Genomic DNA, 23,354 nt, shown 5'->3' with positions numbered 1-23,354 from the left:
GATGCCCATGATTACTTCCGTACTGGTGGCGAACCGGGGCGAGATCGCCTGCCGCATCGTCCGCACCTGCGCCGAGTGGGGAATCCGGACGGTCGCCGTGCACTCGGACGCCGACGAGAACGCGCTCCACGCGCGCGTGGCGGACACGGCGGTACGACTGCCGGGGACGGCGCCCGCCGACACCTACCTGCGCGGCGATCTGATCGTGAAGGCCGCCCTCGCCGCCGGAGCGGACGCCGTGCACCCCGGTTACGGCTTCCTCTCCGAGAACGCCGACTTCGCGCGGGCCGTCCAGGACGCCGGCCTGATGTGGATCGGGCCGCCCCCGGAGGCGATCGAGGCGATGGCGTCCAAGACGCGCGCCAAGGAGCTGATGGGCATCGAGCCCCTGCGGCACGTCACCGAGTCCGATCTGCCGGTGCTGGTGAAGGCGGCGGCGGGCGGCGGCGGACGCGGAATGCGCGTCGTACGGCGCCTCGCGGACCTGGACGGCGAACTGGCCGCCGCCCGCGCGGAGGCCGCGAGCGCCTTCGGTGACGGCGAGGTGTTCGTCGAGCCGTATGTGGAGGGCGGCCGGCACGTCGAGGTGCAGGTGCTCGCCGACACGCACGGCACCGTGTGGGCGCTCGGCACCCGCGACTGCTCGCTCCAGCGCCGCCACCAGAAGGTGATCGAGGAGGCCCCGGCGCCGGGGCTGACCGCACAGCTCACCGAGGAGCTCCACGCCCTGGCCGTACGCGCCGCGCGTGCCGTCGCCTACGCCGGCGCCGGAACCGTCGAGTTCCTCGTCGCGGGGGGCCGGGCGCACTTCCTGGAGATGAACACCCGCCTCCAGGTGGAACACCCGGTGACGGAGGCCGTGTTCGGTGTCGATCTCGTCGCCGAGCAGATCCGCGTCGCCGAGGGGCACGCCCTCCCGGACGACCCGCCACGCGCGCGTGGACACGCCGTCGAGGCCCGTCTCTACGCCGAGGACCCGTCCAGGCAGTGGGCGCCGCAGACCGGCCGCCTGCACCGCCTCGCCGTCCCCGACGCCGTGCGTCTGGACACCGGCTACACGGACGGCGACGACATCGGCGTCCACTACGACCCCATGCTCGCCAAGGTCGTCGCCCACGCCCCCACCCGCGCGGAGGCGATCCGCAGACTCGCCTCGGCGCTGGACCGCGCGGTGATCCACGGCCCCGTCACCAACCGGGACCTCCTCGTCCGCTCCCTGCGGCACCAGGAGTTCGCGGAAGCCCGTATGGACACCGGCTTCTACGACCGCCACCTGCCCGGGCTGACCGCCCCGGCGCCCGACCCGTACGCCCCGCTCGCCGCCGCCCTCGCCGACGCCCACGGCCGCTCCCGCTTCGGCGGCTGGCGCAATGTCGCCTCGCAGCCGCAGGTCAAGCGGTACGCCATGGCGGGTGAGGAGCACGAGGTCCGCTACCGGCACACGCGCGGCGGCCTCGCAGCCGACGGGGTGCAGGTCGTGCACGCCGACGCGGGGCTCGTGATCCTGGACGCGGACGGCGTACGACGCCGCTACGAGGTCAGCCGTTACGGCGACCGGGTGTACGTGGGCGCCACCGCCCTCACCGCCCTGCCCCGCTTCCCCGACCCCACCGCCCAGCACGCCCCCGGCTCCCTCCTGGCCCCCATGCCGGGCACGGTCGTCCGCATCGCGGAGGGCCTGACCGAAGGAGCGGCCGTAGAGGCCGGACAGCCCCTCCTCTGGCTGGAGGCGATGAAGATGCAGCACAAGATCACCGCCCCGGCCACGGGAACCCTCAGCACCCTCCGGGCGACGCCGGGACAGCAGGTGGAGGTCGGCGCCCTTCTGGCGGTCGTGGAAGCCGGCTCCTAGGGGCGCGGGGCAGTGCCCGCCCACGCGTCCGCCGCCGCGTGGGCGCGAGAGACCGCAACCCGGACCCGCACCCCGCACCCTCCGCACGACGCGAAGCACCTCCCCCTTAGGAGCGCTCATGCCCGTCATCGAGTCCGAAGAGCACAAGGCCCTCCGCGCGGCCGTGGCCGCCCTCGGCGCCAAGTACGGCCGCGGCTACCTCGCCCACGCGGTCTCCTCCGGCCACCACCCCAAGGAACTCTGGGAGGAGGCCGCCCAGCTCGGCTACCTCGGCGTCAACCTTCCGGAGGAGTACGGCGGCGGAGGCGGCGGCATCTGCGAACTCTCCATCGTGCTGGAGGAGCTGGGAGCGGCCGGCTGCCCCCTGCTCATGATGGTCGTCTCCCCGGCGATCTGCGGCACCGTCATCGCCCGCTTCGGCACCGAGGAGCAGAAGCGGGAATGGCTGCCCGCCCTCTCCGACGGCACCCGCACCATGGCCTTCGGCATCACCGAACCCGACGCCGGGTCCAACTCGCACCGCATCACCACCACCGCCCGGCGCGACCCGGACACCGGCGACTGGCTGCTCACCGGCCGCAAGGTGTTCGTCTCCGGTGTGGACACCGCCGAGGCGACGCTCATCGTCGGCCGGACCGAGGACGCCCGCACCGGAAACCTCAAGCCCTGCCTGTTCATCGTCCCGCGCGACACCGAGGGCTTCCAGCGCAACGCCATCGACATGGAACTCAACGCCGCCGAGAAGCAGTTCGAGCTGGTCCTCGACGACGTGCGGCTGCCCGCCGGAGCGCTCGTCGGCGACGAGGACGCGGGCCTGCTGCAACTCTTCGCCGGCCTCAACCCCGAGCGCATCATGGGCGCCGCCTTCGCCATCGGCATGGGCCGCTACGCCCTCACCAAGGCCGTCGAGTACGCCCGTGAACGCACCGTCTGGAAGGTCCCCATCGGCGCCCACCAGGCCATCGCCCACCCCCTCGCCCAGGCGCACATCGAACTCGAGATGGCCCGCCTGATGATGCAGAAGGCCGCCCACCTGTGCGACGCCGGTGACGACATCGGCGCCGGCGAGGCCGCCAACATGGCCAAGTACGCGGCCGGTGAGGCCTGTGTGAAGGCCGTCGACCAGGCCGTGCACACCCTCGGCGGGAACGGCCTCACGCGCGAGTACGGGCTCGCCTCGCTGATAACGGCCGCGCGCGTGTCCCGTATCGCCCCGGTGAGCCGGGAGATGATTCTCAACTACGTCTCCCACCAGACCCTGGGCCTGCCCAAGTCGTACTAGGAAGGCCCTCCCGGCCGTCTTGGAGGAACCATGTTCCGAAGCGAGTACGCAGACGTTCCGCCGGTAGAACTCCCCATCCACGACGCGGTGCTCGCCAGGGCCCCCGAGTTCGGGAGCGCTCCGGCGCTGATCGACGGCACCGACGGCACCACCCTCACCTACGAGCAGGTCGACCGCTTCCACCGGCGGGTCGCCGCCGGGCTCGCCGAGGCGGGCCTGCGCAAGGGCGACGTCCTCGCCCTGCACAGCCCCAACACCATCGCCTTCCCCACCGTCTTCTACGCGGCCACCCGCGCGGGCGCCTCCGTCACCACCGTGCACCCCCTGGCGACCGCCGAGGAGTTCGGCAGGCAGCTGAAGGACTGCGCGGCCCGCTGGATCGTCACCGTCTCACCGCTGCTGGACACCGCGCGGAGGGCCGCCGAGCTGGCCGGCGGGATCGAGGAGATCCTCGTCTGCGACAGCGCGCCCGGACACCGTTCCCTGATCGACATGCTGGCCTCCACGGCCCCCGAGCCGGTGGTCGACATCGACCCGGCCGAGGACGTCGCCGCGCTGCCGTACTCCTCCGGCACCACCGGCGTCCCCAAGGGCGTGATGCTCACCCACCGGCAGATCGCCACCAACCTCGCCCAGCTCCAGTCGCTGATCACGGCGGGCCCCGGCGACCGCGTCCTCGCCGTCCTCCCGTTCTTCCACATCTACGGTCTGACGGCCCTGATGAACGCCCCGCTCCGGCAGGGCGCCACCGTCGTCGTGCTGCCGCGCTTCGACCTGGAGACGTTCCTCGCGGCCATCCAGAACCACCGCATCACCGCCCTGTACGTGGCCCCGCCGATCGTCCTGGCCCTCGCCAAGCACCCCCTGGTCGCCCAGTACGACCTGTCGTCGCTGCAGCACGTCATCAGCGCCGCCGCACCCCTGGACGCGAGCCTCGCCGCCGCCTGCTCGCAGCGGCTCGGACTGCCGCCCGTCGGGCAGGCCTACGGCATGACCGAACTGTCACCGGGCACCCATGTCGTCCCCCTGGACGCCATGGACGTCGCGCCGCCCGGCACCGTCGGCAAGCTGCTCGCCGGCACCGAGATGCGCATCGTCTCCCTCGACGACCCCGGCAAGGACCTCGGGCCCGGCGAGTCCGGCGAGATCCTGATCCGCGGACCGCAGATCATGAAGGGCTATCTCGGCCGCCCGGACGCCACCGCCGCGATGATCGACGAGGACGGCTGGCTGCACACCGGGGACGTCGGCCACACCGACGAGGACGGCTGGCTGTTCGTCGTGGACCGGGTCAAGGAACTCATCAAGTACAAGGGCTTCCAGGTCGCCCCCGCCGAACTCGAGGCCCTGCTCCTCACCCACCCCGGCGTCGCCGACGCCGCCGTCATCGGCGTCTACAACGAGGACGGCAACGAGGTCCCGCACGCCTACGTCGTCCGCCAGCCATCCGCCCCGGAGCTCTCCGAGGGCGAGATCATGACGTACGTCGCCGAGCACGTCGCCCCGTACAAGCGGGTCCGCCACGTCACCTTCACCGACGGTGTCCCGCGCGCCGCCTCCGGAAAGATCCTGCGCCGGGAACTCCGCGCGGCGCACAAGGAGCCCTCGTGACCCTGATCGGCCGCACCCGCGCGCGGGGCGTCGAAACGCTCTCCCTCGACGCCCCCGAGCGCCGCAACGCCCTGTCCGCCGCCCTCGTCGGCGAACTCGCCGCCGCGCTGACCGACGCCGGCGAGGACACCGGCGTCCGCGCGGTGGTCCTCACCCACACCGGCAACACCTTCAGCGCGGGCGCCGACCTGCGCGACCCGCCCGCCCCCGAGGCGCTGGTGGGCCTGCTGCGGCAGATCGTCGAGCTGCCCAAACCGGTCCTCGCGCGGGTCACCGGGCACGTCCGCGCGGGCGGCCTCGGCCTGCTCGCGGCCTGTGACATCGCCGTCGCCTCCCGCGCGGCGACGTTCGCCTTCACCGAGGTCCGCATCGGGGTCGCCCCCGCCGTGATCTCGCTGCCGCTGCTGCCCCGCACCGACCCGCGCGCCCTGGCCCGCTACTACCTCACCGGGGAGCGTCTCGACACGGCGGAGGCGGCCCGTATCGGGCTGCTCACCGCCGCCGGTGACGACCCGGACGAGGTCCTCGCACCGATCCTCGACGGCCTGCGCAGATCCGCCCCCGAGGCCCTGGCCGAGACGAAACGGCTGCTCACGGCTAGGGTGCTGGAGACCTTCGACCGGGACGCGGCCGACCTGACCGCGCTCTCGGCGCGCCTGTTCGCCTCCGCCCACGCGCGCGAGGGAATGACGGCCTTCCTCGAACGACGGGATCCGCAATGGGTGGTGTGAGCACGGCCGACCGTGCGGAACGAGTCCCCAAGCAGGACCGCAGCCGGGCCACCCGGCAGCGGCTCCTGGAGGCCGCCGTGGCCTGCCTCGCGGAACACGGCTGGGCGGGCTCCACGGTCCTGGTCGTCGCCGAACGCGCGGGCGTCTCCCGGGGGGCCGCCCAGCACCACTTCCCGACCCGTGAGGACCTCTTCACGGCCGCCGTCGAGTACGTCGCCGAGGAACGCTCCACCGCCCTGCGCGCCCTCTTCCCGGAGGGCGCCGCGGCCGGCGACCGCCGCGCGGTGATCGCGGCACTGGTCGGCCTCTACACCGGACCCGTCTTCCGCGCGGCGCTCCACCTCTGGGTCGCCGCCTCCAACGAGGAACAGCTGCGCCCGCGCGTGACCGAGCTGGAGCTGCGCGTCGGCCGCGAGTCCCACCGCATCGCCGTCGAACTCCTCGGCGCCGACGAGTCCCGCCCCGGCGTCCGCGAAACCGTCCAGGGCCTCCTCGACATGGCCCGCGGCCTGGGCCTCGCCACCCTCCTCACCGACGACGGGGCCCGCCGGGAACGGGTCGTGGCGCAGTGGGCGGTGCTGCTGGACGAGGCGCTGGGCTGAGACGCCCCCGGGTCACGGGCTCAGCCTCTCCACCCGCCAGCCCCCGCCCGCCCCGGCGACGTACCGCAGGCGGTCGTGCAGCCGGTTCTCCCGGCCCTGCCAGAACTCCACCTCCCGCGGGGTCACCCGGAAGCCGCCCCAGTGAGGCGGCACCGGTACCCGCTCGTGCTCCGGATAGCGGGCCGCCAGGTCGGCGTAGGAGGCGTCGAGCTCCGCGCGGCCGGCGATCACCGAGGACTGGCCGCTGGCCCACGCGCCCAGCTGGGAGCCGTGCGGGCGGGTGCGGAAGTAGGCGGCCGTCTCGTCGCGGCCGGTGCGGCGCGCGGTGCCGGTGACGATGACCTGCCGGGCCATCGGATGCCAGGGGAACAGCAGCGAGACGTGCGGGTTCCCGGCCAGGTCACGGCCCTTGCGGGAGTCGTAGTTCGTGTAGAAGACGAACCCGTCGTCGTCGAAGTGCTTCAGCAGCACCGTGCGTGAGCTGGGCCGTCCCTCCGTGTCCGCCGTCGAGACGATCATGGCGTTCGGCTCGAACAGCCCGCCGTCCGTCGCGGCCTGTTTGAACCAGCGCGCGAACTGTTCGACGGGGGTGGCGGCCAGGTCGGTCTCGGAGAGCCCCTCGGTCCGGTACTGCTTGCGCATCGAGGCGAGATCGAAAGGGACGGCGTCTCGGTCGGTCACGCCGTCATCCTGCCGTATGCGCGAAGCCCTCGGGAGCGCGGTGTCCCTCATCACGTGGTGGCACTGAGTGCCGTGAACCCTCCCCAAAGATGGCACTCGGGGATATCGTGCTGCCACTGATCCGGTTGGGTGACCGCCAGCCGGGCATCACAGGGGTGACGTCCCGGACCGCGAATCCGTTCGAACGGACCGTGGATCCACCGGACGCGCGCCCCGCTTCCGCCGACCGCCGACACATGGTCGTCCCACCCCACCCCACTCCACCCCACCATCTGTCACCCACCTCACAAGGAGCCGCCAGATGTCCGACTTCGTACCCGGGCTCGAAGGAGTCGTCGCGTTCGAGACGGAGATCGCCGAACCGGACAAGGAGGGCGGCGCCCTCCGGTACCGGGGCGTCGACATCGAGGACCTGGTCGGGCACGTCTCCTTCGGCAACGTCTGGGGACTGCTCGTCGACGGGGCGTTCAACCCCGGGCTGCCGCCCGCGGAGCCCTTCCCGATCCCCGTGCACTCCGGTGACATCCGTGTCGACGTGCAGTCCGCACTGGCGATGCTGGCCCCCGTGTGGGGCCTGAAACCGCTCCTCGACATCGATGCCGCACAGGCCCGCGACGACCTCGCGCGCGCCGCCGTCATGGCGCTGTCCTACGTCGCCCAGTCCGCCCGCGGCCAGGGCCTGCCCATGGTGCCGCAGCGCGAGATAGACAGGGCCGAGTCCATCGTCGAGCGGTTCATGATCCGCTGGCGCGGCGAGCCCGACCCGAAGCACGTCGCCGCCGTCGACGCGTACTGGACGTCGGCCGCCGAGCACGGAATGAACGCCTCCACGTTCACCGCGCGGGTCATCGCCTCGACCGGCGCGGACGTCGCGGCGGCCCTCTCGGGAGCCGTCGGCGCCATGTCGGGCCCGCTGCACGGCGGCGCGCCCTCGCGCGTGCTGGGCATGATCGAGGAGATCGAGCGCACCGGGGACGCCGAGGCGTACGTCAAGCAGGCCCTCGACAAGGGCGAGCGCCTCATGGGCTTCGGCCACCGCGTCTACCGCGCGGAGGACCCCCGCGCCCGCGTCCTGCGCCGCACCGCCCGCGAACTCGGCGCCCCGCGCTTCGAGGTCGCCGAGGCCCTGGAGAAGGCCGCCCTGGCCGAGCTCCACGCCCGCCGCCCCGACCGGGTGCTGGCCACCAACGTGGAGTTCTGGGCGGCCATCGTGCTGGACTTCGCGGAGGTCCCGGCGCACATGTTCACCTCGATGTTCACCTGCGCCCGCACGGCCGGCTGGTCGGCGCACATCCTGGAGCAGAAGCGCACGGGCCGCCTGGTCCGGCCCTCGGCCCGCTACGTCGGCCCGGGCACGCGCGACCCGCACGAGATCGAGGGATACGCGGACATCGCCCACTGAGCGGGCCCGGAAAAGCAGGCGACCCGCGAGTCCGGTTCCTCCCTCGGGAGGAGCCGGCCGGACGTTACCGGCGACTCGCGGGTCGGGTGACTGCTTGAGATTGGGCCGGCTGCACGCGTCTTTCACGCGCTGGTCCGGCACCGCCCTGTGCGTGGTGCCGGGCCGCTAGCCCGCAGCCACCTCACGCGTCCGGTATTCATACATCTGCCGGATCACCTCCCTTCGGTGTAAGTCCCACCCTAAGAACGGACCGGGCACCGATCAACCGGTTTTTCGGGACCTTGACGGAATCGATTCCGGCCGCATGGTGTATCCGTATCCGTCACCGCGTTGCAAGAGCCGAAGATTCCTGTGGGATACGTTGATCCGGCCCACTGATGTGGCAACGCTGTGCTGTCCCCTGGCTCGGACAGAGACGCGTCCGGTCCAAGTACCTGTCCACTTGCCGCTCGGCACTGTGGCCCGGACAAGATCACCGGTGATGTATCCGAAGTGCTGCTTGGTACGAGCTCGCAGCAGCCGGGGGAACCCGTAGCGATCCGGGGTGGTACGGGCGTAGGAGCCGCGTCCAGTGGCTTTGGCGACGAGGACCTGCGCGGGGGACCGCACGATCGCATCACCGCCGTCGTGATCCACAGGCCCTACGCACAGCGCGTCCAGGGTGTGTGTCTTGGCCAATCCCATGGCGTTTCGGTTCTCCATGGTCTGCGCGCCCGACCAGGTGCGCAGGGGCCTGCCGAGGTCGCTCAGCGCGTCCATGAGCTGCCAGCGGGTCGCGTTCATGGCGGCGGCGTCATGGAGTGGCGTCCCGGCCTGCTGGAGGATCTTCCCGAGGCGGTCGGGGCGGTGGGCGAGGAAGACCTCGACAGGGCTGCTGCCTTTGGCCCGGTTGCAGGGGACGCAGGTGAGGACGAGGTTGGAAAGGCGGTTCGAACCTCCCCGGCTGCGGGGTCGGAGATGATCGATGTTCAGGGGCACGCCGGTGTTGTCGCAGTAGGCGCAGGCGTTGTTCCACTTGGTGTGCAGATAGGTGCGGGCACTGGTGCCGACGAGTGGTCCTTGCTGGTACTCGGCCCCTTTGAGTGGTCTGCCCGCACTCATGGAGTGGGTGTCGAAGGCGACGAGTTCTACATGAATCTCGGTGACGGGCGCGTAGCGGCACAGCCGTCCGGCCGTGGAGAAGGTCGTATTCACACGGTGCCGCAGGGAGGGCGGTAGCCATCCTGTCAGGTGCCCCCGGTTGCGAGAACGCGGTGTGCGATAGCGGCCGTCGGCCGAGCGGCGCCGGTGTCGGTATCCGGCGCGTTGTCGCATGCACAGCCGGATCTGATCGGCGCGGTGCTGGAGTTCGACCGAGACAAGCCCGCGTCGGACGGTCACGATGGTGCCGTGTTCGTTGGTTTCTTTCTTCTCGTCGGTGAGGACGAGGCCCGTACCTTTGGAGCCGGGGTCGATGCGTAACTGTACGCCGTCCACTTCCGACTCGGTGAGCTCTCGGTCTTTCAGCCGGATGGTGAAGGGTACTTGTCGGGCGACCACGGCCCGGCCCTTTGCGAGTAGTTCACGGGCGCGGGCGGGGTGGCAGGGCATGAGAGGGTGCCCCTTTGTGGAAAGCACGAAGACCCTGTTCGCACCAACGCCACCTTGGTACGGGGGGCTGTCGTGCGGGGGAGCGTCACCGCTCCCGTTCTCTGCCGCCTGCGCCACCGTGGCGGCGCTCTTGGCGTGACGCCGACGAGCTCGGGTGCTTTGCCCGCCGGTCTCCCCTCGCCCATGTTCCCTGCCGGTGCCCCGCACGGTGGCGGGGTGTCCGTGAGCCGTTTCGTCCCTGCTCCCAGGGGTGTCTGCTCCCACGGATTCCAGAGCAGGCTGCTGAGGAAGCACAGCCTGGTGGGTCTGCTCACCTGCAGGAAACGTAGTCATCGGGGCACCTCCCTGATCTTTCGGATCGTGATGACTGGGGCTGGTCACTCTGCGTCTGCTCTTTGTGCGGGCAGGCTTCGGTCTGAGACCGAGGAGCGAGTGACCTCCTTTCTGAAGTACGCCGCCGACGCTAGTTGGCCAAGATCTCTCAGAAGGCTTGATCCGCCAGGAGTCGCCCCTTTGTGTGAATTCGTCGATTTCCTCGATTTTCTGACCGATCTTGCTGCTGGTACTCCAGATGTAGATCGCGATCTTGCTGCCGTCGCTTTGTGGAATGTCCGTGTAGAGGATCGTGTCGGCAGAGCGCACCGCGTGCCGCGGCGCGTTCTGCCGGGGCGACTACTGCGCGGATGGTGGCTGCGTGAATCTCAGGATGTTGCCGTACGGGTCGATGACCTGCAGTGTCGGCCCTCCGGGGGTATCCCGATCGATTCCGGGACGTGCTGGTGCGTTCGGCCGGGCGAGCAATTCCTTGCGCAGGGCGGCCACATCGCGTACCGGGATCCAGACCACGCTGTTGGGGGCGCCGTCGCCGTGGCGTTCGGAGAGGTGCAGCACGGCTGCCGAGCGCGATACCTGCACATACAGCGGCAGCCCGGGCTCGAACCGGTGCTCCCAGTCCAGGGCGAAGCCCAGGAAGTCAAGGTAGAACGGCAGTGCCTGCGTGACGCGCAGGAGCGGCACGCCCGGGCTGATGTCCGGTGTGACAGGGCTTCCTGCACGGCTCGTCAGGGCGGCGAGCACGTTCCAGTCCTTGGCGCCGAGCTGGTGGGCGATCAGTTCGAGTGCGAGGCTGTGCGGAATTTCGATCCCCGCTGTGGCAAGGTCCTCGCGCAGGAGTCTGGCGAGTTTCTTGGCGTGGTCAGTGGTAGGGGACGTCATCGCGTCGGCTTTCCACGCGGCCCGTCCTGCCCATGCTCGCGTTGTTGGCCGGTGCCGCGTTCAGTGAGCCGAGGCGAGGCGACCCACGGTGCATTCACCCAACCTTGAAAGGTGCGAGTGGCCGACTGCACCGAGCCGCCACCGATCGTACCGGGTGGCCTGACGCGATGGCACCACTGCCGGAGCGCCTCGCCCTTACCCCATGACTCTGCGGCAGGTCACTGTTGAGTGGTTGCCTGTCGTCGGTAGTAGGAGGCGTGGGCGCGGGCTTGGTGGCGACATCACCACCGCGACCAGTGAAGTCGGTGCGCGAAGTCGTGGACCGGGTTGATCAGTGCCGCGAGCAGATGTATGAAGATCGAGATCGAGGTGTACGCGAGGCGAGGGCCGGTCTCCGGAGTGCGGATCGAGGCCGTCGTGGGCGAGGCCATGTTCGAGGAGTGGCGGGGGCGGAGATCGGGACGGTGCTCCACGAGGACGGACTCGCGCACGCGCGTGCTGGGTGCCGATGCGGTCGAGACCTGCGTCCTGGCGGTCGATGAGGACGGGCTGCGGTGCGCCGGGGTGCGCGGGTTCGTGGAGGTGGAGCGCTGTGTGCTGCCTGGTGAGCGGGACGAGTGGGTCGATCTTCGACTGTCGGTCACCGGGTTTTGGCGACGAGTTGTCGTCGGGTTTCCACCGCACAACGATTCCTGCAATCTTGCGGGAACCCGATGTGCGCTGCGTCACGTTCAAGTTGAATGATTGCAAGTGAGTGAACCGTCGTGCCGTACGTGCGGACGCAGCCTGACAGGGGGTCCAGGTGAGTGCTTCCCGGCGTAGTGGGACCACCGACGAGCTGGGGCCGGACGAGCCCGAGCCCGCGCGGGAGGGATCGGACGGCTCCGACCTCCTCGCCGCGCTGCTCGACGGTATGGACGCCGCCCTGTGCGCCTTCGACGCGGACGGGACGGTCACGCACTGGAACCGTGAGGCGGAGCGGATCCTCGGCTGGACCGCCGCCGAGGCGGTGGGCCGGGCCGGGTTCGCCGGGTGGGCCGTGCGCAGCGCGGACGCCGAGGAGGTCGAGGCGCGGCTGATGTCGGCCATGGACGCGCCGGGCCGGCAGGTGAACGAGTTCGCGCTGCTGACGAAGGACGGCGGCCGGGTGCTGGTGCGGACCCAGTCCGCGGCGGTGCGCGGGCCGGACGGGAAACCGGCGGGGGTGTACTGCGCGTTCAGCGAGGTGCACGCGCAGATCGACCTGGAGCGGTCGATCGCGCTGAGCGAGGCGCTGCTGGAGGACGCGAGCTGGGGCGTCGTCCTGGTCGACGCCGATCTGCGGCCCGCGGTGGTGAACCCGCACGCCGCGCGGGCGCTGGGCACGGGACGGACATCGGTACTGGGGCGGCCGCTGGGAGAGCTGCTGGCACAGGGTGCGGAGGAGCTGGAGAGCGCGCTCACCCATGTGCTCGCGGAGGGTGCGCCGCCCGCGCCGGCCGAGCTGTGGGTGAGCGTGCGCACGCCGGAGGGCGAGCGGCGGCGGTGCTGGCGGAGCGGGTTCGTGAGGCTGGCGTCACCGCTGGCGGAGGAGCCGGTTCCGCTGGGGGTCGGCTGGTTGTTCCAGGACGTGACCGAGTCCCGGCAGGGTGAGCAGGAGGCGTCGCTGCTGCGGTTCCGCGCGCAGCAGCTGCACCGCGCGGCTCGCGCGGCGGCGGAGTGCGAGGACCCGGCGGAGGCGGTGACGGTCCACCTGGACTTCGCGCTGGCCGGGTTCGCCGACCATGCGCTGATCGACCGGGTGGCCGGCGGCGGCCGGGACGTCGACCGGGTGCGGCTGGTACGGATCGCCGCCACCCCGTCCGGCGCACCGGGACCGAGCAGACTCGCCGGGCGGGCGGGGCTGCCGGTGCGGTACGGCGAGGGGCATCCGGCGGTGCAGTGCGTGGAGCGGGCCGGGACGGTGCGGGCCGATGTCGGCTCCATGGGCGCCGAGGAGGCGCGGGCGTGGGCGCTGTCCCGGCAGTGGCCGGGGGACGCGGTGCACGCCCTGTGCACGGTGCTGCGGAGCCGGGGGCGCACGCTGGGTGCCGTGACGTTTCTGCGGAGCGCGGGCAGGAACGCGTTCGAACGCACCGACGTCATGTACGCGGAAGACGTGGCGGCACACATCGCCACGGCCCTGGACCTGTCGGCCCTCCTCGCCACCGACCGCTGACACCGACCGCTGGCACCGGCCGCTGGCACCGGCCGGGCCCGCTCCGGGTTCTCGCCCCCGCCGTCCCGGGTCAGCGGCGGTAGAAGATGCGGTCGGCGTACTCGTCGAAGACGCGCGCGTTCCATTCGTGGCCGCCGTCCACGTTGCCCGAGCGCAGCAGCGGCGGCTCGATTCCGCGATCGGCGAGCGTCGCCGCCGCGGTGGCCATGACGGCCTGCAGAAGCGCCGTGGTGACCACCGTCGACGCGGGAGCGAAGGGCGCGGGCACGTCGTCGTGGGTGAGTTCCGCGTCACCTACCGCGATACCGGAGTCCAGGACGAGGTCGCAGTGGTCCTTCAGGAACGTCCCGGAGGAGTGTCGGGACGACGTCTGCATCGCGTACGCCACCGAGGTCACGCCGATGACCCGCACGTCCAGCTCGCGGGCCTTCATGGCCATCTCCACGGGCAGCGCGTTGCGCCCGGACAGGGAGATGACGATCAGTGCGTCACCCGCGCGGAGGGGCGAGGACTCGAGCACGACGCCCGCGAGCCCGTCGACGCGTTCCAGGGCGGAGCCCAGCGTGGCCGGCATCACGTCGACGCCGACGGCCCCCGGGACGGCGAGCAGGTTCATCAGGGCGAGTCCGCCGGCCCGGTAGACGAGGTCCTGCGCGGCCAGCGAGGAGTGCCCGGCGCCGAAGGCGAAGAGCCGGCCGCCGTCCGCGACCGTGTCGGCGAGCAGCGTGCCCGCGGCCGCGACGGACTCGGCCTCCTCGTCGCGGATCCGCTGCAGCAGATCGATCGCGGCGTCGAGGAACCGGTCGGCCGGCGTGCGGTCGCTCATGCGGCATCCCTTCGGGCAGGAGTGTTGCGGATCACCGTGCGGTCTGGACCAGTGCCGTGTCAATACGGCGTCCGACGGCGCGGTTTCCCTCCACGGGACCCCTCGTTTTCACTGCGCGGCCCGGTTGTCGGTCCGATGCGTCAGAATTGAGTCCTGGGCCAGCGCACGCGCCGGTGAGCCGTCCAGCCTCCGGCAGAGCCATCCGCAGATCTCATCGAGGGGCATGTATGTCCGGACTGATCGACACCACGGAGATGTATCTCCGCACCATCCTCGAGCTGGAGGAGGAAGGTGTGGTCCCCATGCGCGCCCGGATCGCCGAGCGGCTCGACCAGAGCGGGCCGACGGTCAGTCAGACCGTGGCGCGGATGGAGCGCGACGGCCTGGTGTCCGTCGCTCCCGACCGGCACCTGGAGCTCACCGACGAGGGCCGCCGGCTGGCCACGCGCGTGATGCGCAAGCACCGGCTCGCCGAGTGTCTCCTGGTCGACGTGATCGGCCTGGAGTGGGAGCAGGTCCACGCCGAGGCCTGCCGCTGGGAGCACGTGATGAGCGAGGCCGTCGAGCGCCGCGTGCTGGAGCTGCTGAGGCACCCCACCGAGTCGCCGTACGGCAACCCGATCCCCGGGCTGGAGGAGCTGGGCGAGAAGGACGGGGCCGACCCGTTCCTGGACGAGGGCATGGTGTCCCTGGCCGACCTCGACCCGGGCGCCGGGGGCAAGACGGTCGTGGTGCGCCGGATCGGCGAGCCGATCCAGACGGACGCCCAGCTGATGTACACGCTGCGCCGGGCGGGCGTGCAACCCGGTTCGGTGGTCAGCGTGACGGAGTCGGCGGGCGGGGTGCTGGTGGGCAGCAGCGGCGAGGCGGCCGAGCTGGAGTCGGAGGTGGCCTCGCACGTGTTCGTCGCCAAGCCCTGACCGACGGGCGGAACGGGGACGGAGGCGGGACGGGGCGGGACGCCGGGCCGACGAGCGGTGCGCGCCCGTCGGTGTGCGCGTCCGTCGGCGTGAACGCGCCGAATCCGAGATCCACTGCGTCGAATCGCAGCGCTCGCCGGATTCGCGTGCGAGGCTGTCGCGTGAGGCATATGACCTGAGTGGCTCTGGCCGGGCCCGACAGCGATGTCACCCCGGCAGGGGAGGGGCGGGACGATGTGCCGTGAGCATGTGAGGAGCCCCGGCGCCGCATGGCGCCGGGGCCTGTCCTCCCCTGTGCTGACCCGGAGCCCCGAGCTCTCAGGGTCATTCCCCTCGGACCGGTTTCCCCGAGCGGTCCGCCTCCCGCTGAAGATCTCCCCCGGGCCACGGCGATCAATCCTCGCAGGGGGTCACTCGAACGAGGGGTGTTGCCGGGCAAGAAGCCATTTTCGAATGAGCATTCGATAATCTGCGGGCAGTAGCAACAGGCAGGGCCAGTACGACAGGCAACGGGCAGGCAGCGAGCTTGGGGGGTGCCAGGACCATGGCGCGACGCATCGACGTGACCGGGGCGGACGGCGTACGGCTCGCCGCCTGGGAGTTCGGCGACCCGTCCAAGAGCGGGGCCGACCCGGCGGGGAGCGCCGCGCAGAACGCCCCCGGCGTGCTGTTACTGCACGGCCTGATGGGCCGCGCCTCGCACTGGGCGTCCACCGCCCGCAGGCTCTCCGGGCGGTACCGCGCGGTCGCCCTCGACCAGCGTGGCCACGGCCGCAGCGACAAGCCCCCGCGGGCCTCCTTCACCCGTGACGCCTACGTCGACGACGCCGAGGCCGCCCTGGAGCAGCTCGACCTCGGCCCCACCGTCCTCATCGGCCACGCGATGGGCGCGCTGACCGCCTGGCAGCTCGCCGCCAAACGCCCCGACCTGGTGCGCGGGCTGGTCATCTGTGACATGCGGGCCTCCGCCCTCGGGGCGGCCTCGCAGCGCGAGTGGGCCGAGTGGTTCAAGGCCTGGCCGGTCCCGTTCGCCACGCTCGCCGACGTACGCAAGTGGTTCGGCGAGGACGACCCCTGGGTGGAGCGGCCCAACCCGGCCCGCGGCGCGTTCTACGCCGAGGTGATGGCCGAGTCCCCGGACGGCTGGCGTCCGGTGTTCGACCCGGACCAGATGCTCCGCTCCCGTGAGACCTGGGTGTTCGACGCGCACTGGGAGGAACTGGCCCAGGTGCGCTGCCCCGCCCTGGTGGTCCGCGGCCTCGACGGCGAACTCGGCCGCGCGGAGGCCCAGGAAATGGTCCGCGTCCTCCCGCACGGCCGGTACGCGGAGGTCGCCGACGCCGGCCACCTGGTCCACTACGACCAGCCGGAGACCTGGCTCAAGGCGATCGAACCCTTCCTGGACTCACTGGGCGACCGCTGACCGCCGGCTCACCCCTTGCTCACCGCCGTCAGGATCTCCGGCAGCCGGCGGGCCGTCTGCGGAGCCGCCAGCCGCAGGCCGAGGAGCGTCAGGGCCGTGCCGTACGCCGTGCCCACCGGCAGCAGCAGCCACAGCCAGTCGTCGCCGCCCGCGGTGATGTTCAGCCAGATGGTGAGGGCGATGACCGGGACGCACAGCACCGCCGCCGCGACCATGCCGCCGAAGATGGAGATCCAGGCCAGCCCGACCTGCCCCGGGGCGACGTTCTTGTGGCCCTCCTGCGGGATGGAGTACGGGAAGCGGGCCGAGGTCCACGCGCCCGTCGCGAGCATCGCGCCGAGCAGCGCGAAGGACAGGCCCAGCGCCTCCGGCAGCCGCGTCCAGTCGCCCAGTACGGCCGCCGTCAGCACGGTGACGAGCGCGGAGTACGGAAGGGTGACCAGCAGCAGCGCCAGCGCGCGGGCGCGCAGTTCGACGTACGCGTCCCGGGCCGACGAGATGGTCATCGCGACCATCCAGAACGCGGAGGTGTCCTGCCCGAACTGGTTGTACATCATGATGCCGAGCATCCCGGCGGCGAAACAGGCGAAGTACACCGAGCCGGTGCCCTGCCAGGCGTTGAACACCGGCACGATCAGCCCGATCGCCAGCGAGGTCACCCACGCGGCCTTCGTCTTCGGATCGCGCCGGATGTAGCGCAGGCTGCGTTCCACGGCCGTACCCGTGCGGCCCGGCGGCAGCAGCCGGGACAGGCCCGTCGACGTGCGGTCGCGGACCACCGTGTCCCCGGCCGCCTGGAGGGTGGAACCGTCCGGCGAGGTCATCAGCCGCGTCAGGGAACGCGACCACAGCGCGAGCAGCCCCGCCAACGCCGCCGCGGTCAGCGCCAGTTGCGCCAGCGCGACTCCGTACGCCCCCTCGTCCGCCGCGTGCACCGCGGCGACCGCCGACGCCGGCGGGAACCACCGCAGCACGTCCGCCGCCGGGTCCAGCTGCTCCAGACCGGAGGAACCCAGCCGCTGCGCCCCGAAGTTGACCACCTGCGCCCCGACGGCGATCACCAGTCCGCTGAGCACCGCGAGGTCCCGGCCCTTGCGGCTGGTGAGCAGCCGTACGTTGGCGGCGGCCACCGCCCGCGCGAGCGCCACGCACACCAGCAGCGCCGACGGCACGGCGAGGGCGCCCACGGCGAACGCCGCCCCGCCGTGCGCCACGGCGATCACGCAGCCGGCGAGCAGGCACAGCGTGAACAGCGGCCCGATGCCGACCAGCGAGGACACGAGCAGGGCCCGCACCAGCGGCCGCGGCCGCAGCGGCAGCATCACCAGCCGGGTCGGGTCGAGGGTCTCGTCGCCACCGGGGAAGAACAGCGGCATCACCGCCCAGCCCAGCCCCAGTACCGCCACGAGCAGCACCACCAGCGACTCGACATGACCGGAGCCGCGCAGCGCGATCAGCCCGAGGAGCTGCAGCGCGGCGAACAGCAGGACGACGACGGCGGAGGCGATGTACGCCGCCCTGCGCCCGCCGGACTGCCGCAGCCCGTTGCGCAGCAGGGACAGTTTCAGCCGGACGAAGACGGCGGTGAGGGCGGCGGGAGTGCCCACGGCGCTCACCGGGAACCTCCGCCCAGCCAGTCGAGATCCGAACCGGTGTCGCGGCCGTCCGCGCCGACGAGCCCCAGGAACGCCCGCTGCAGCGAGGGCGCGTCCCCGCGCACCTCGGCGAGCGGGCCGTGGGCGCGGATCCGGCCGGCGGCCATCACGGCCACCCAGTCGCACAGCGACTCGACGAGCTCCATGACGTGGGAAGAGAACACGACCGTGGCGCCGGACGCCGTGTACCGCTCCAGAACGCCCCGGATGGTCTGCGCGGAGACCGGGTCGACGCCCTCGAACGGCTCGTCCAGGAAGAGGACTTCGGGGTTGTGCAGCAGGGCGGCGGCGAGCCCGATCTTCTTGCGCATGCCGGTCGAGTAGTCGACGACGAGCTTGTGCTGGGCACCGGCCAGGTCGAGGACGTCGAGCAGCTGCATGGCGCGCCTGTCGACCTCGTCACCGGGCAGCCCCCGCAACCGCCCGGTGTAGGCCAGCAGTTCACGCCCCGACAGCCGCTCGAACAGCCGCAGCCCCTCCGGCAGCACCCCGATCCGGGCCTTGACCTCCACCGGATCCCGCCACACGTCGTGCCCGACGACCTCGACGGTGCCCTGGTCGGGCCGCAGCAGCCCGGTCACCATGGACAAGGTGGTGGTCTTCCCGGCCCCGTTGGGCCCGACCAGCCCGATGAACCGACCGGCGGGCAGTTCCAGATCGATCCCCCCGACCGCGACCTGTTCCCCGAACCGCTTCCAGAGCCCCCGCACGCTTACGGCCACAGCGCTCATCACGTCTCCCTCCGTCGGCTGAAAGCCTACGAGGACCGGAGCGTCCGGAAGGGGCACGGGACTTCGCCGGCATGCGGCTCCGCCGCGTGGGCGCGGAAAGCCACAACGGACCCGCAGCCGCAGAACAACACCAACCGCAGAACAACACCAACCGCGCAGGGCGGCAGGCGCCCTAACGATCCCGGCCGCAGGCGTACGCCAACGGCGGGATCAGCTCCTCCACGTCCGGCAACCACCGGTTCGCAGCCGTGGGCCGGCAGGCCCACTGCACAGCCCCCCGGCACCCGACCCGCGTGGGCGGCCCGGCGACGAAGTCGCCCTCCCCCCGCACCGTCAGGTCGAGCGACGACAACGACCACCCCAGCGTGCGCAGCAGCTCCGGCACCTTCGCCGACGCCCCCGGCAGCACGAAGAACTCCGTCCGCCGGTCCGGCGTCACCGTGACCGGTCCCAGCGTCAGCCCCATCCGCTCCATCCGCGCGAGCGCCAGGAACCCCGCCGTCTCCGGAACGGAGATCGCGTCGAACGTCCGCCCGGTGGGCAGCAGGATCGACGCGGCCGGCTGCTTCTGCCACATCCGGCGGGCGGCGGTCGCGCTGCCGGTCGCCTGGGTCGCCCAGTCCGGGCGGGCCGGGTGTGCGCCGGGTGCGGGGCACACGGCGTCACCGCACGAGCAGCGCTGCACCCCCTCGACGGCCTCCAGCCAGGTGCCCGGGAACACGTCCCAGTGCCGCTCCTCGGCGTAGCGAACTGCGGTGTCCAGCAGCGATTCCCCGCGCTGCTTCGGGATCTGTACGGCGTCGGCGCCCGCGATCGTCTCTTCCACGATGAACACAACTACGGCCGTCACCAGGGGTTACGCCCACGCGCGTGCGCGGGGGAGGAGCATCGGTTCCGTGTTCGGGGCGCATGGGTGCATCCACGGGGGCGCGCGGGAGGATCCGCGTCCCCGGTGGGTAACCAGGAGGGGGGCCGGCAACTGCCGTTACCCCGGCAAACCTCATATGTCCCGCATTGTCGGCACTTCGGCGGGGCATTGATCTTCCCGGCCGCACTTCTCGCCGGGACGCGAGACGCACGGCCGCGGAAGACACGTCAACTCGGTGCGTGGGCAGGCACCGCAGCCTCAGGGGGTACGCCATGGCCGCAAGGCCTCTCGTCGCGCGACAGCCGAACGAACGGCTGCAGGCGCTCATCCAGGAAGCCGGATGCTCCAACGCCGGGCTGGCCCGCAGGGTCAACATGTGCGGCGTCGAGCACGGCCTCGATCTGCGCTACGACAAGACGTCGGTGGCCCGCTGGCTGCGCGGACAGCAGCCGCGGGGCCGGGCACCGGCGATCATCGCGGAGGCACTGGGCCGCAAACTGGGCCGTACGGTCACGATCGACGAGATCGGCATGGCCAACGGCAAGAACCTCGCGTCGGGCGTCGGCCTCCAGTTCTCGCCGACGGTACTGGGGGCCATCGAGCAGGTCTGCGAGCTGTGGCGCAGCGACGTGGGCCGGCGGGACTTCCTGTCCGGGTCCTCCGTCGCCGCGTCCGCGTTGGTGGAGCCGAGCCGCGACTGGCTGATCTCCGCGCCCGACGGGCAGGTGGCGCGCTCCGCCGGGCCCCGCGTGGGACAGTCCGACGTGGCGGCCGTACGGTCCATGACGCAGGCGCTGGTGGACCTGGACCACCAGTACGGCAGCGGGCACGTGCGCCCGGTCGTCGTGCACTATCTCAACAGCGTCGTCTCGGGGCTGCTGGCGGGGTCGTACCGCGAGGCCGTGGGACGCGACCTGTTCGCGGCGGTCGCGCGGCTGACCGAACTCGCCGGGTACATGGCCGTCGACACCGGGCAGCCGGGCCTCGCCCAGCGCTACTACATCCAGGCGCTGCGGCTGGCGCAGGCGGCCGGGGACCGCGGATACGGCGGATACGTGCTCGCCGCCTCCATGAGCCACCTGGCCGCGCAGCTCGGAAACCCCCGTGAGATCGCGCAGCTGGCACGCGCGGCGCAGGAGGGCGCGCGGGGGCGCGTGACCCCCCGCGCGGAGGCGATGTTCCACGCGGCCGAGGCGCGCGGGCACGCGCTGCTGGGCGACGCGCACGCCGCGCAGACGGCGGCGGGGCGCGCGGTGAGCGCCATGGAGACCGCCGATCCGGCCTCGGGCGACGATCCGGCGTGGATCGCGCACTTCGACGAGGCCTACCTGGCCGACGAGTTGGCGCACTGCCACCGGGACCTCGGCCAGGCGGAGGCCGCCGCGCGGTGCGCCCGCCAGGCACTGGACGGGCATCCGGCGTCGCGGGCGCGACGGCGGGCGATCGGCCATGTGCTGCTGGCCACCGCGCAGGTGCAGCAACGCGAGATCGAACAGGCCTGCAGTACGGGCCTGAAGGCGATGGAACTGCTCGACGGGATCCGGTCCGACCGGGGCGCCGAGTACCTGGAGGACCTCCAGCAGCGCCTCGAGCCGTACCGGGAGGAGTCGGTGGTACGGGAGTTCGGGGCGCGGATGGAGCTCCAGACGGCGGCGTGACGCCCGTGACGTGAAGGGCAGGGGTGAAAGAGGTGACGTAATCGACGTGTGGTGACCCGGTTTTGTTACCGCGCTCACAGGGCAGGAGGTCAGGTCCCGTGCTGCGTGGCACCAGGCTCCGGGGACCCGGTAGCGTGAGCCGACGATTCACAAGGTCCCCCATTGGTAGGAGTCCCGGTGACGCAGAGTGGACAGGGCGAGGAGCCCTCGGCGCGCCCCGCGCGCGAAGGCATCGTGCTGCCCTCCGACGGTGGTGAACCCCTGCTGCCGGGTATGACGACCGGACCGGCCGCCCCCGGCGGCAGCGCGGACGGCCGGAACTCCGGCGGCGGGTTCCCCGCCTCGGCCCCGCCCGGCGGCCAGACCTGGGGCACGCCGTGGGGCCCCGAGCAGCAGAGCCCGGCCCCGCCGCCCGGCCAGGACTGGCAGCCTGCGTCCGACGGCCGGTGGGGCACCCCGGAGCCGTCCCCGTGGGGCGCGCAGCACCCGCCCGCCCCGGCCCATGGCGGCGGCCCCGGTCCGCTCCCGCCCGAGGGCGCGCAGACCCACGGCGGCCACCCCCCGTACGACGCGAGCGGCGCCGCACAGCCGCCCCGGCCGGGCGCCGGATACGGCGGCCACCCGGGCCCGAACGGCCCCGGTGGCGCGTACGGCTCCGCCGCCGGCGGACACGGGAACGACGCCGCGCCGTCGCACCTGCCCCGGCCGGACGCCGGATACGGCGGGAACACCCCGCCCGGCCCGCACGGCGCCGCCGATCCGTACGCCACCGGAGCCCCGCTGCCGTCCGCGCACGCCGGCCCCTACGGTGCTCCCGCCCAGAACGGCTACGGCGCCCCCCAGTACCCGCCGGCCGCCGCGCCCGACGGATCGGAAGGCGTCACCCAGTACATGCCGCCGGTGCCCGCCGCCGGCGCCGACGAGGGGGCGACACAGCTCATACCCCCGGTGAGCCCGGGCGCGCTGCCGCCCGAAATGCCCGCCCACGGCTCCGAGGCGAGCGGATACCCGGGCGTGCCCCCGCGGCACGCGTCCGGCGCGGGACCCCTGCCGAGCGCCGGCAGCCCCGACGCGGAGGCCACCCAGTACATCGCCCCCGTCACCGACCAGCCCCCCGGACAGTCCTACGGCACCCCGCCGTCCGGTGACGGCAACCGGCAGCCGCCCGCCGAGTTCGACAACCTCTTCCGCGACGACGCCGGCGGCCCGGCCGGATCCACCCAGCAGCTCCCGCGCGTGGAGTACGGGCAGCCCGTCCGGGGAGCCCACACCCCGCCCGGCGGCCCGGCCGGCCCGACCGCCCCGACCGGCGGCCGGAGCGGGCGCGGCGGTGGCCGTACCGGCTCACGCGTGCCGCTCATCGCGGCGGTCGGCGTCGGCATCGCCATCCTCGGCGTCGGCGCGGGCGCGCTGCTCGGCAACCCGGGCGGCGACGACGGCGGCGACGACCAGCCCGTGTCCGCCACCGCGCCCGCGAGCGAGGAGACCTCCGCCTCGCCGTCCGCCGACCCGGCCCGGCAGCAGGCCGTCGAGCTGGACAAGCTGCTGGCCGACAGCGGCGACAGCCGGACCACCGTGATCAACGCGGTCGCCGATGTGAAGGCCTGCCGCGACCTCGGCCGGGCGGCCGAGGACCTGCGGGAAGCGGCCGGGCAGCGCAACCAGCTGGTGACCGACCTCTCCGGCCTGTCGGTGGACAAGCTGCCGGACCACCAGGCGCTGACCACCGCGCTCACCAAGGCGTGGCAGGCGTCGGCGTCGGCCGACGACCACTACGCCGCCTGGGCCGACCAGGTCGCCGGCAACAAGAAGCTGTGCAAGAAGGGCCAGGCCCGGTCGACCGGCCAGACCCAGGCCGGCAACCGGGCCAGTGGCACGGCGACCGCCGAGAAGGGCAAGGCCGCCAAGGAGTGGAACGAGATCGCCCGGCAGTACGGCCTGACCGAGCGCCAGCCGACCCAGCTGTGACCGGGCACTGAGAACCCGCGGTGGGGGCCGGCCCGGCGGGGGGGCCCGCCGGGGATACCCCAAAACCGTACCCCGGCGTGGTAGTGTCGGCGGGGGTGCCCCTGGGGGGCGCGCCCCCCCGGCCGGGCCCGGCCACCAGCCG

19 protein-coding genes are annotated in these 23,354 nt (G+C 72.4%); 12 read left to right on the top strand and 7 right to left on the bottom strand.

Translation table 11 applies throughout. From position 1 onward, the window contains the following. Positions 1 to 7: 7 nt before the first annotated feature. The 5 genes from ACFXAE_RS16390 (at position 8) to ACFXAE_RS16370 (ending at position 6,078) form a co-directional block, all read left to right on the top strand. Positions 8 to 1,852, top strand: coding sequence for an acetyl/propionyl/methylcrotonyl-CoA carboxylase subunit alpha (locus tag ACFXAE_RS16390; protein WP_384714372.1), 1,845 nt, complete (start codon positions 8 to 10; stop codon positions 1,850 to 1,852). 118 nt (positions 1,853 to 1,970) lie between these two features. Next, entirely contained in the window at positions 1,971 to 3,134 is a 1,164-nt protein-coding gene (locus tag ACFXAE_RS16385; protein WP_384714369.1) for an acyl-CoA dehydrogenase family protein, read from the top strand. 30 nt (positions 3,135 to 3,164) lie between these two features. Beyond that, entirely contained in the window at positions 3,165 to 4,745 is a 1,581-nt protein-coding gene (locus tag ACFXAE_RS16380) for a 4-coumarate--CoA ligase family protein (protein WP_384714366.1), read from the top strand. Then, the gene (locus ACFXAE_RS16375) at positions 4,742 to 5,476 is read left to right on the top strand and encodes an enoyl-CoA hydratase family protein (RefSeq protein ID WP_384714363.1); all 735 of its coding nucleotides are present in this window, start codon (positions 4,742 to 4,744) and stop codon (positions 5,474 to 5,476) included. The genes ACFXAE_RS16380 and ACFXAE_RS16375 overlap by 4 nt, the downstream gene beginning before the upstream one ends. After that, entirely contained in the window at positions 5,464 to 6,078 is a 615-nt protein-coding gene (locus ACFXAE_RS16370) for a TetR/AcrR family transcriptional regulator (protein ID WP_384714360.1), read from the top strand. The genes ACFXAE_RS16375 and ACFXAE_RS16370 overlap by 13 nt, the downstream gene beginning before the upstream one ends. 12 nt (positions 6,079 to 6,090) lie before the next feature. On the opposite strand, the gene pdxH is transcribed toward ACFXAE_RS16370, so the two are convergent. Continuing rightward, positions 6,091 to 6,759, bottom strand: coding sequence for a pyridoxamine 5'-phosphate oxidase (gene pdxH / locus ACFXAE_RS16365; RefSeq protein ID WP_384714357.1), 669 nt, complete (start codon positions 6,757 to 6,759; stop codon positions 6,091 to 6,093). Positions 6,760 to 7,060: 301 nt separating this feature from the next. Between pdxH and ACFXAE_RS16360 the strand changes: the two genes are divergently transcribed. Continuing rightward, on the top strand, positions 7,061 to 8,161 hold the full coding sequence (locus tag ACFXAE_RS16360) for a citrate synthase 2 (protein ID WP_384714354.1): 1,101 nt from the start codon (positions 7,061 to 7,063) through the stop codon (positions 8,159 to 8,161). Between the two features lie 261 nt (positions 8,162 to 8,422). Here ACFXAE_RS16360 and iscB read toward each other — a convergent pair whose 3' ends face one another. Together iscB and ACFXAE_RS16350 are read right to left on the bottom strand one after the other, a co-directional pair. After that, complete coding sequence (iscB, locus tag ACFXAE_RS16355; protein ID WP_384714351.1) at positions 8,423 to 9,778, bottom strand: RNA-guided endonuclease IscB; 1,356 nt, start codon at positions 9,776 to 9,778, stop codon at positions 8,423 to 8,425. Positions 9,779 to 10,423: 645 nt separating this feature from the next. Next, complete coding sequence (locus ACFXAE_RS16350; protein WP_384714348.1) at positions 10,424 to 10,966, bottom strand: glyoxalase superfamily protein; 543 nt, start codon at positions 10,964 to 10,966, stop codon at positions 10,424 to 10,426. Between the two features lie 351 nt (positions 10,967 to 11,317). Here ACFXAE_RS16350 and ACFXAE_RS16345 point away from each other — a divergent pair, with 351 nt between their 5' ends. After that, on the top strand, positions 11,318 to 11,710 hold the full coding sequence (locus tag ACFXAE_RS16345; RefSeq protein WP_384714345.1) for a hypothetical protein: 393 nt from the start codon (positions 11,318 to 11,320) through the stop codon (positions 11,708 to 11,710). Between the two features lie 58 nt (positions 11,711 to 11,768). Continuing rightward, positions 11,769 to 13,163: a PAS domain-containing protein gene (locus ACFXAE_RS16340; protein ID WP_384714342.1), complete on the top strand. Its 1,395-nt coding sequence runs from the start codon at positions 11,769 to 11,771 to the stop codon at positions 13,161 to 13,163. Positions 13,164 to 13,233: 70 nt separating this feature from the next. On the opposite strand, the gene ACFXAE_RS16335 is transcribed toward ACFXAE_RS16340, so the two are convergent. Beyond that, entirely contained in the window at positions 13,234 to 13,989 is a 756-nt protein-coding gene (locus tag ACFXAE_RS16335; protein WP_384714338.1) for an SIS domain-containing protein, read from the bottom strand. A gap of 227 nt (positions 13,990 to 14,216) precedes the next feature. Here ACFXAE_RS16335 and ACFXAE_RS16330 point away from each other — a divergent pair, with 227 nt between their 5' ends. Next, positions 14,217 to 14,909, top strand: coding sequence for a metal-dependent transcriptional regulator (locus ACFXAE_RS16330; protein ID WP_073934467.1), 693 nt, complete (start codon positions 14,217 to 14,219; stop codon positions 14,907 to 14,909). A 544-nt stretch (positions 14,910 to 15,453) separates the two neighbouring features. Beyond that, positions 15,454 to 16,332, top strand: a complete 879-nt coding sequence (locus tag ACFXAE_RS16325) for an alpha/beta fold hydrolase (RefSeq protein WP_384714334.1) — start codon at positions 15,454 to 15,456, stop codon at positions 16,330 to 16,332. A gap of 8 nt (positions 16,333 to 16,340) precedes the next feature. On the opposite strand, the gene ACFXAE_RS16320 is transcribed toward ACFXAE_RS16325, so the two are convergent. The 3 genes from ACFXAE_RS16320 to ACFXAE_RS16310 form a co-directional block, all read right to left on the bottom strand. After that, positions 16,341 to 17,948: a transporter gene (locus ACFXAE_RS16320; RefSeq protein ID WP_384714331.1), complete on the bottom strand. Its 1,608-nt coding sequence runs from the start codon at positions 17,946 to 17,948 to the stop codon at positions 16,341 to 16,343. Beyond that, on the bottom strand, positions 17,945 to 18,718 hold the full coding sequence (locus tag ACFXAE_RS16315) for an ABC transporter ATP-binding protein (protein WP_384714328.1): 774 nt from the start codon (positions 18,716 to 18,718) through the stop codon (positions 17,945 to 17,947). The genes ACFXAE_RS16320 and ACFXAE_RS16315 overlap by 4 nt, the downstream gene beginning before the upstream one ends. A gap of 172 nt (positions 18,719 to 18,890) precedes the next feature. Beyond that, positions 18,891 to 19,553, bottom strand: a complete 663-nt coding sequence (locus ACFXAE_RS16310) for a bifunctional DNA primase/polymerase (RefSeq protein ID WP_384714325.1) — start codon at positions 19,551 to 19,553, stop codon at positions 18,891 to 18,893. A 305-nt stretch (positions 19,554 to 19,858) separates the two neighbouring features. Between ACFXAE_RS16310 and ACFXAE_RS16305 the strand changes: the two genes are divergently transcribed. Both ACFXAE_RS16305 and ACFXAE_RS16300 read left to right on the top strand, forming a co-directional pair. Further along, positions 19,859 to 21,244 carry a transcriptional regulator gene (locus ACFXAE_RS16305; RefSeq protein ID WP_384714322.1) on the top strand — a complete coding sequence of 462 codons (1,386 nt, stop codon included), beginning with the start codon at positions 19,859 to 19,861 and terminating at the stop codon, positions 21,242 to 21,244. Positions 21,245 to 21,421: 177 nt separating this feature from the next. Beyond that, positions 21,422 to 23,212, top strand: a complete 1,791-nt coding sequence (locus ACFXAE_RS16300) for a hypothetical protein (protein WP_384714319.1) — start codon at positions 21,422 to 21,424, stop codon at positions 23,210 to 23,212. Positions 23,213 to 23,354 lie beyond the last annotated feature (142 nt).

Origin of the sequence: Streptomyces sp. NPDC059454 (assembly GCF_042749965.1) — a bacterium.
Taxonomy (GTDB): Bacteria; Actinomycetota; Actinomycetes; order Streptomycetales; family Streptomycetaceae; genus Streptomyces.
Note: the sequence above shows the minus strand (reverse complement) of the source record. Positions and strands in the feature narration are given on the sequence as shown.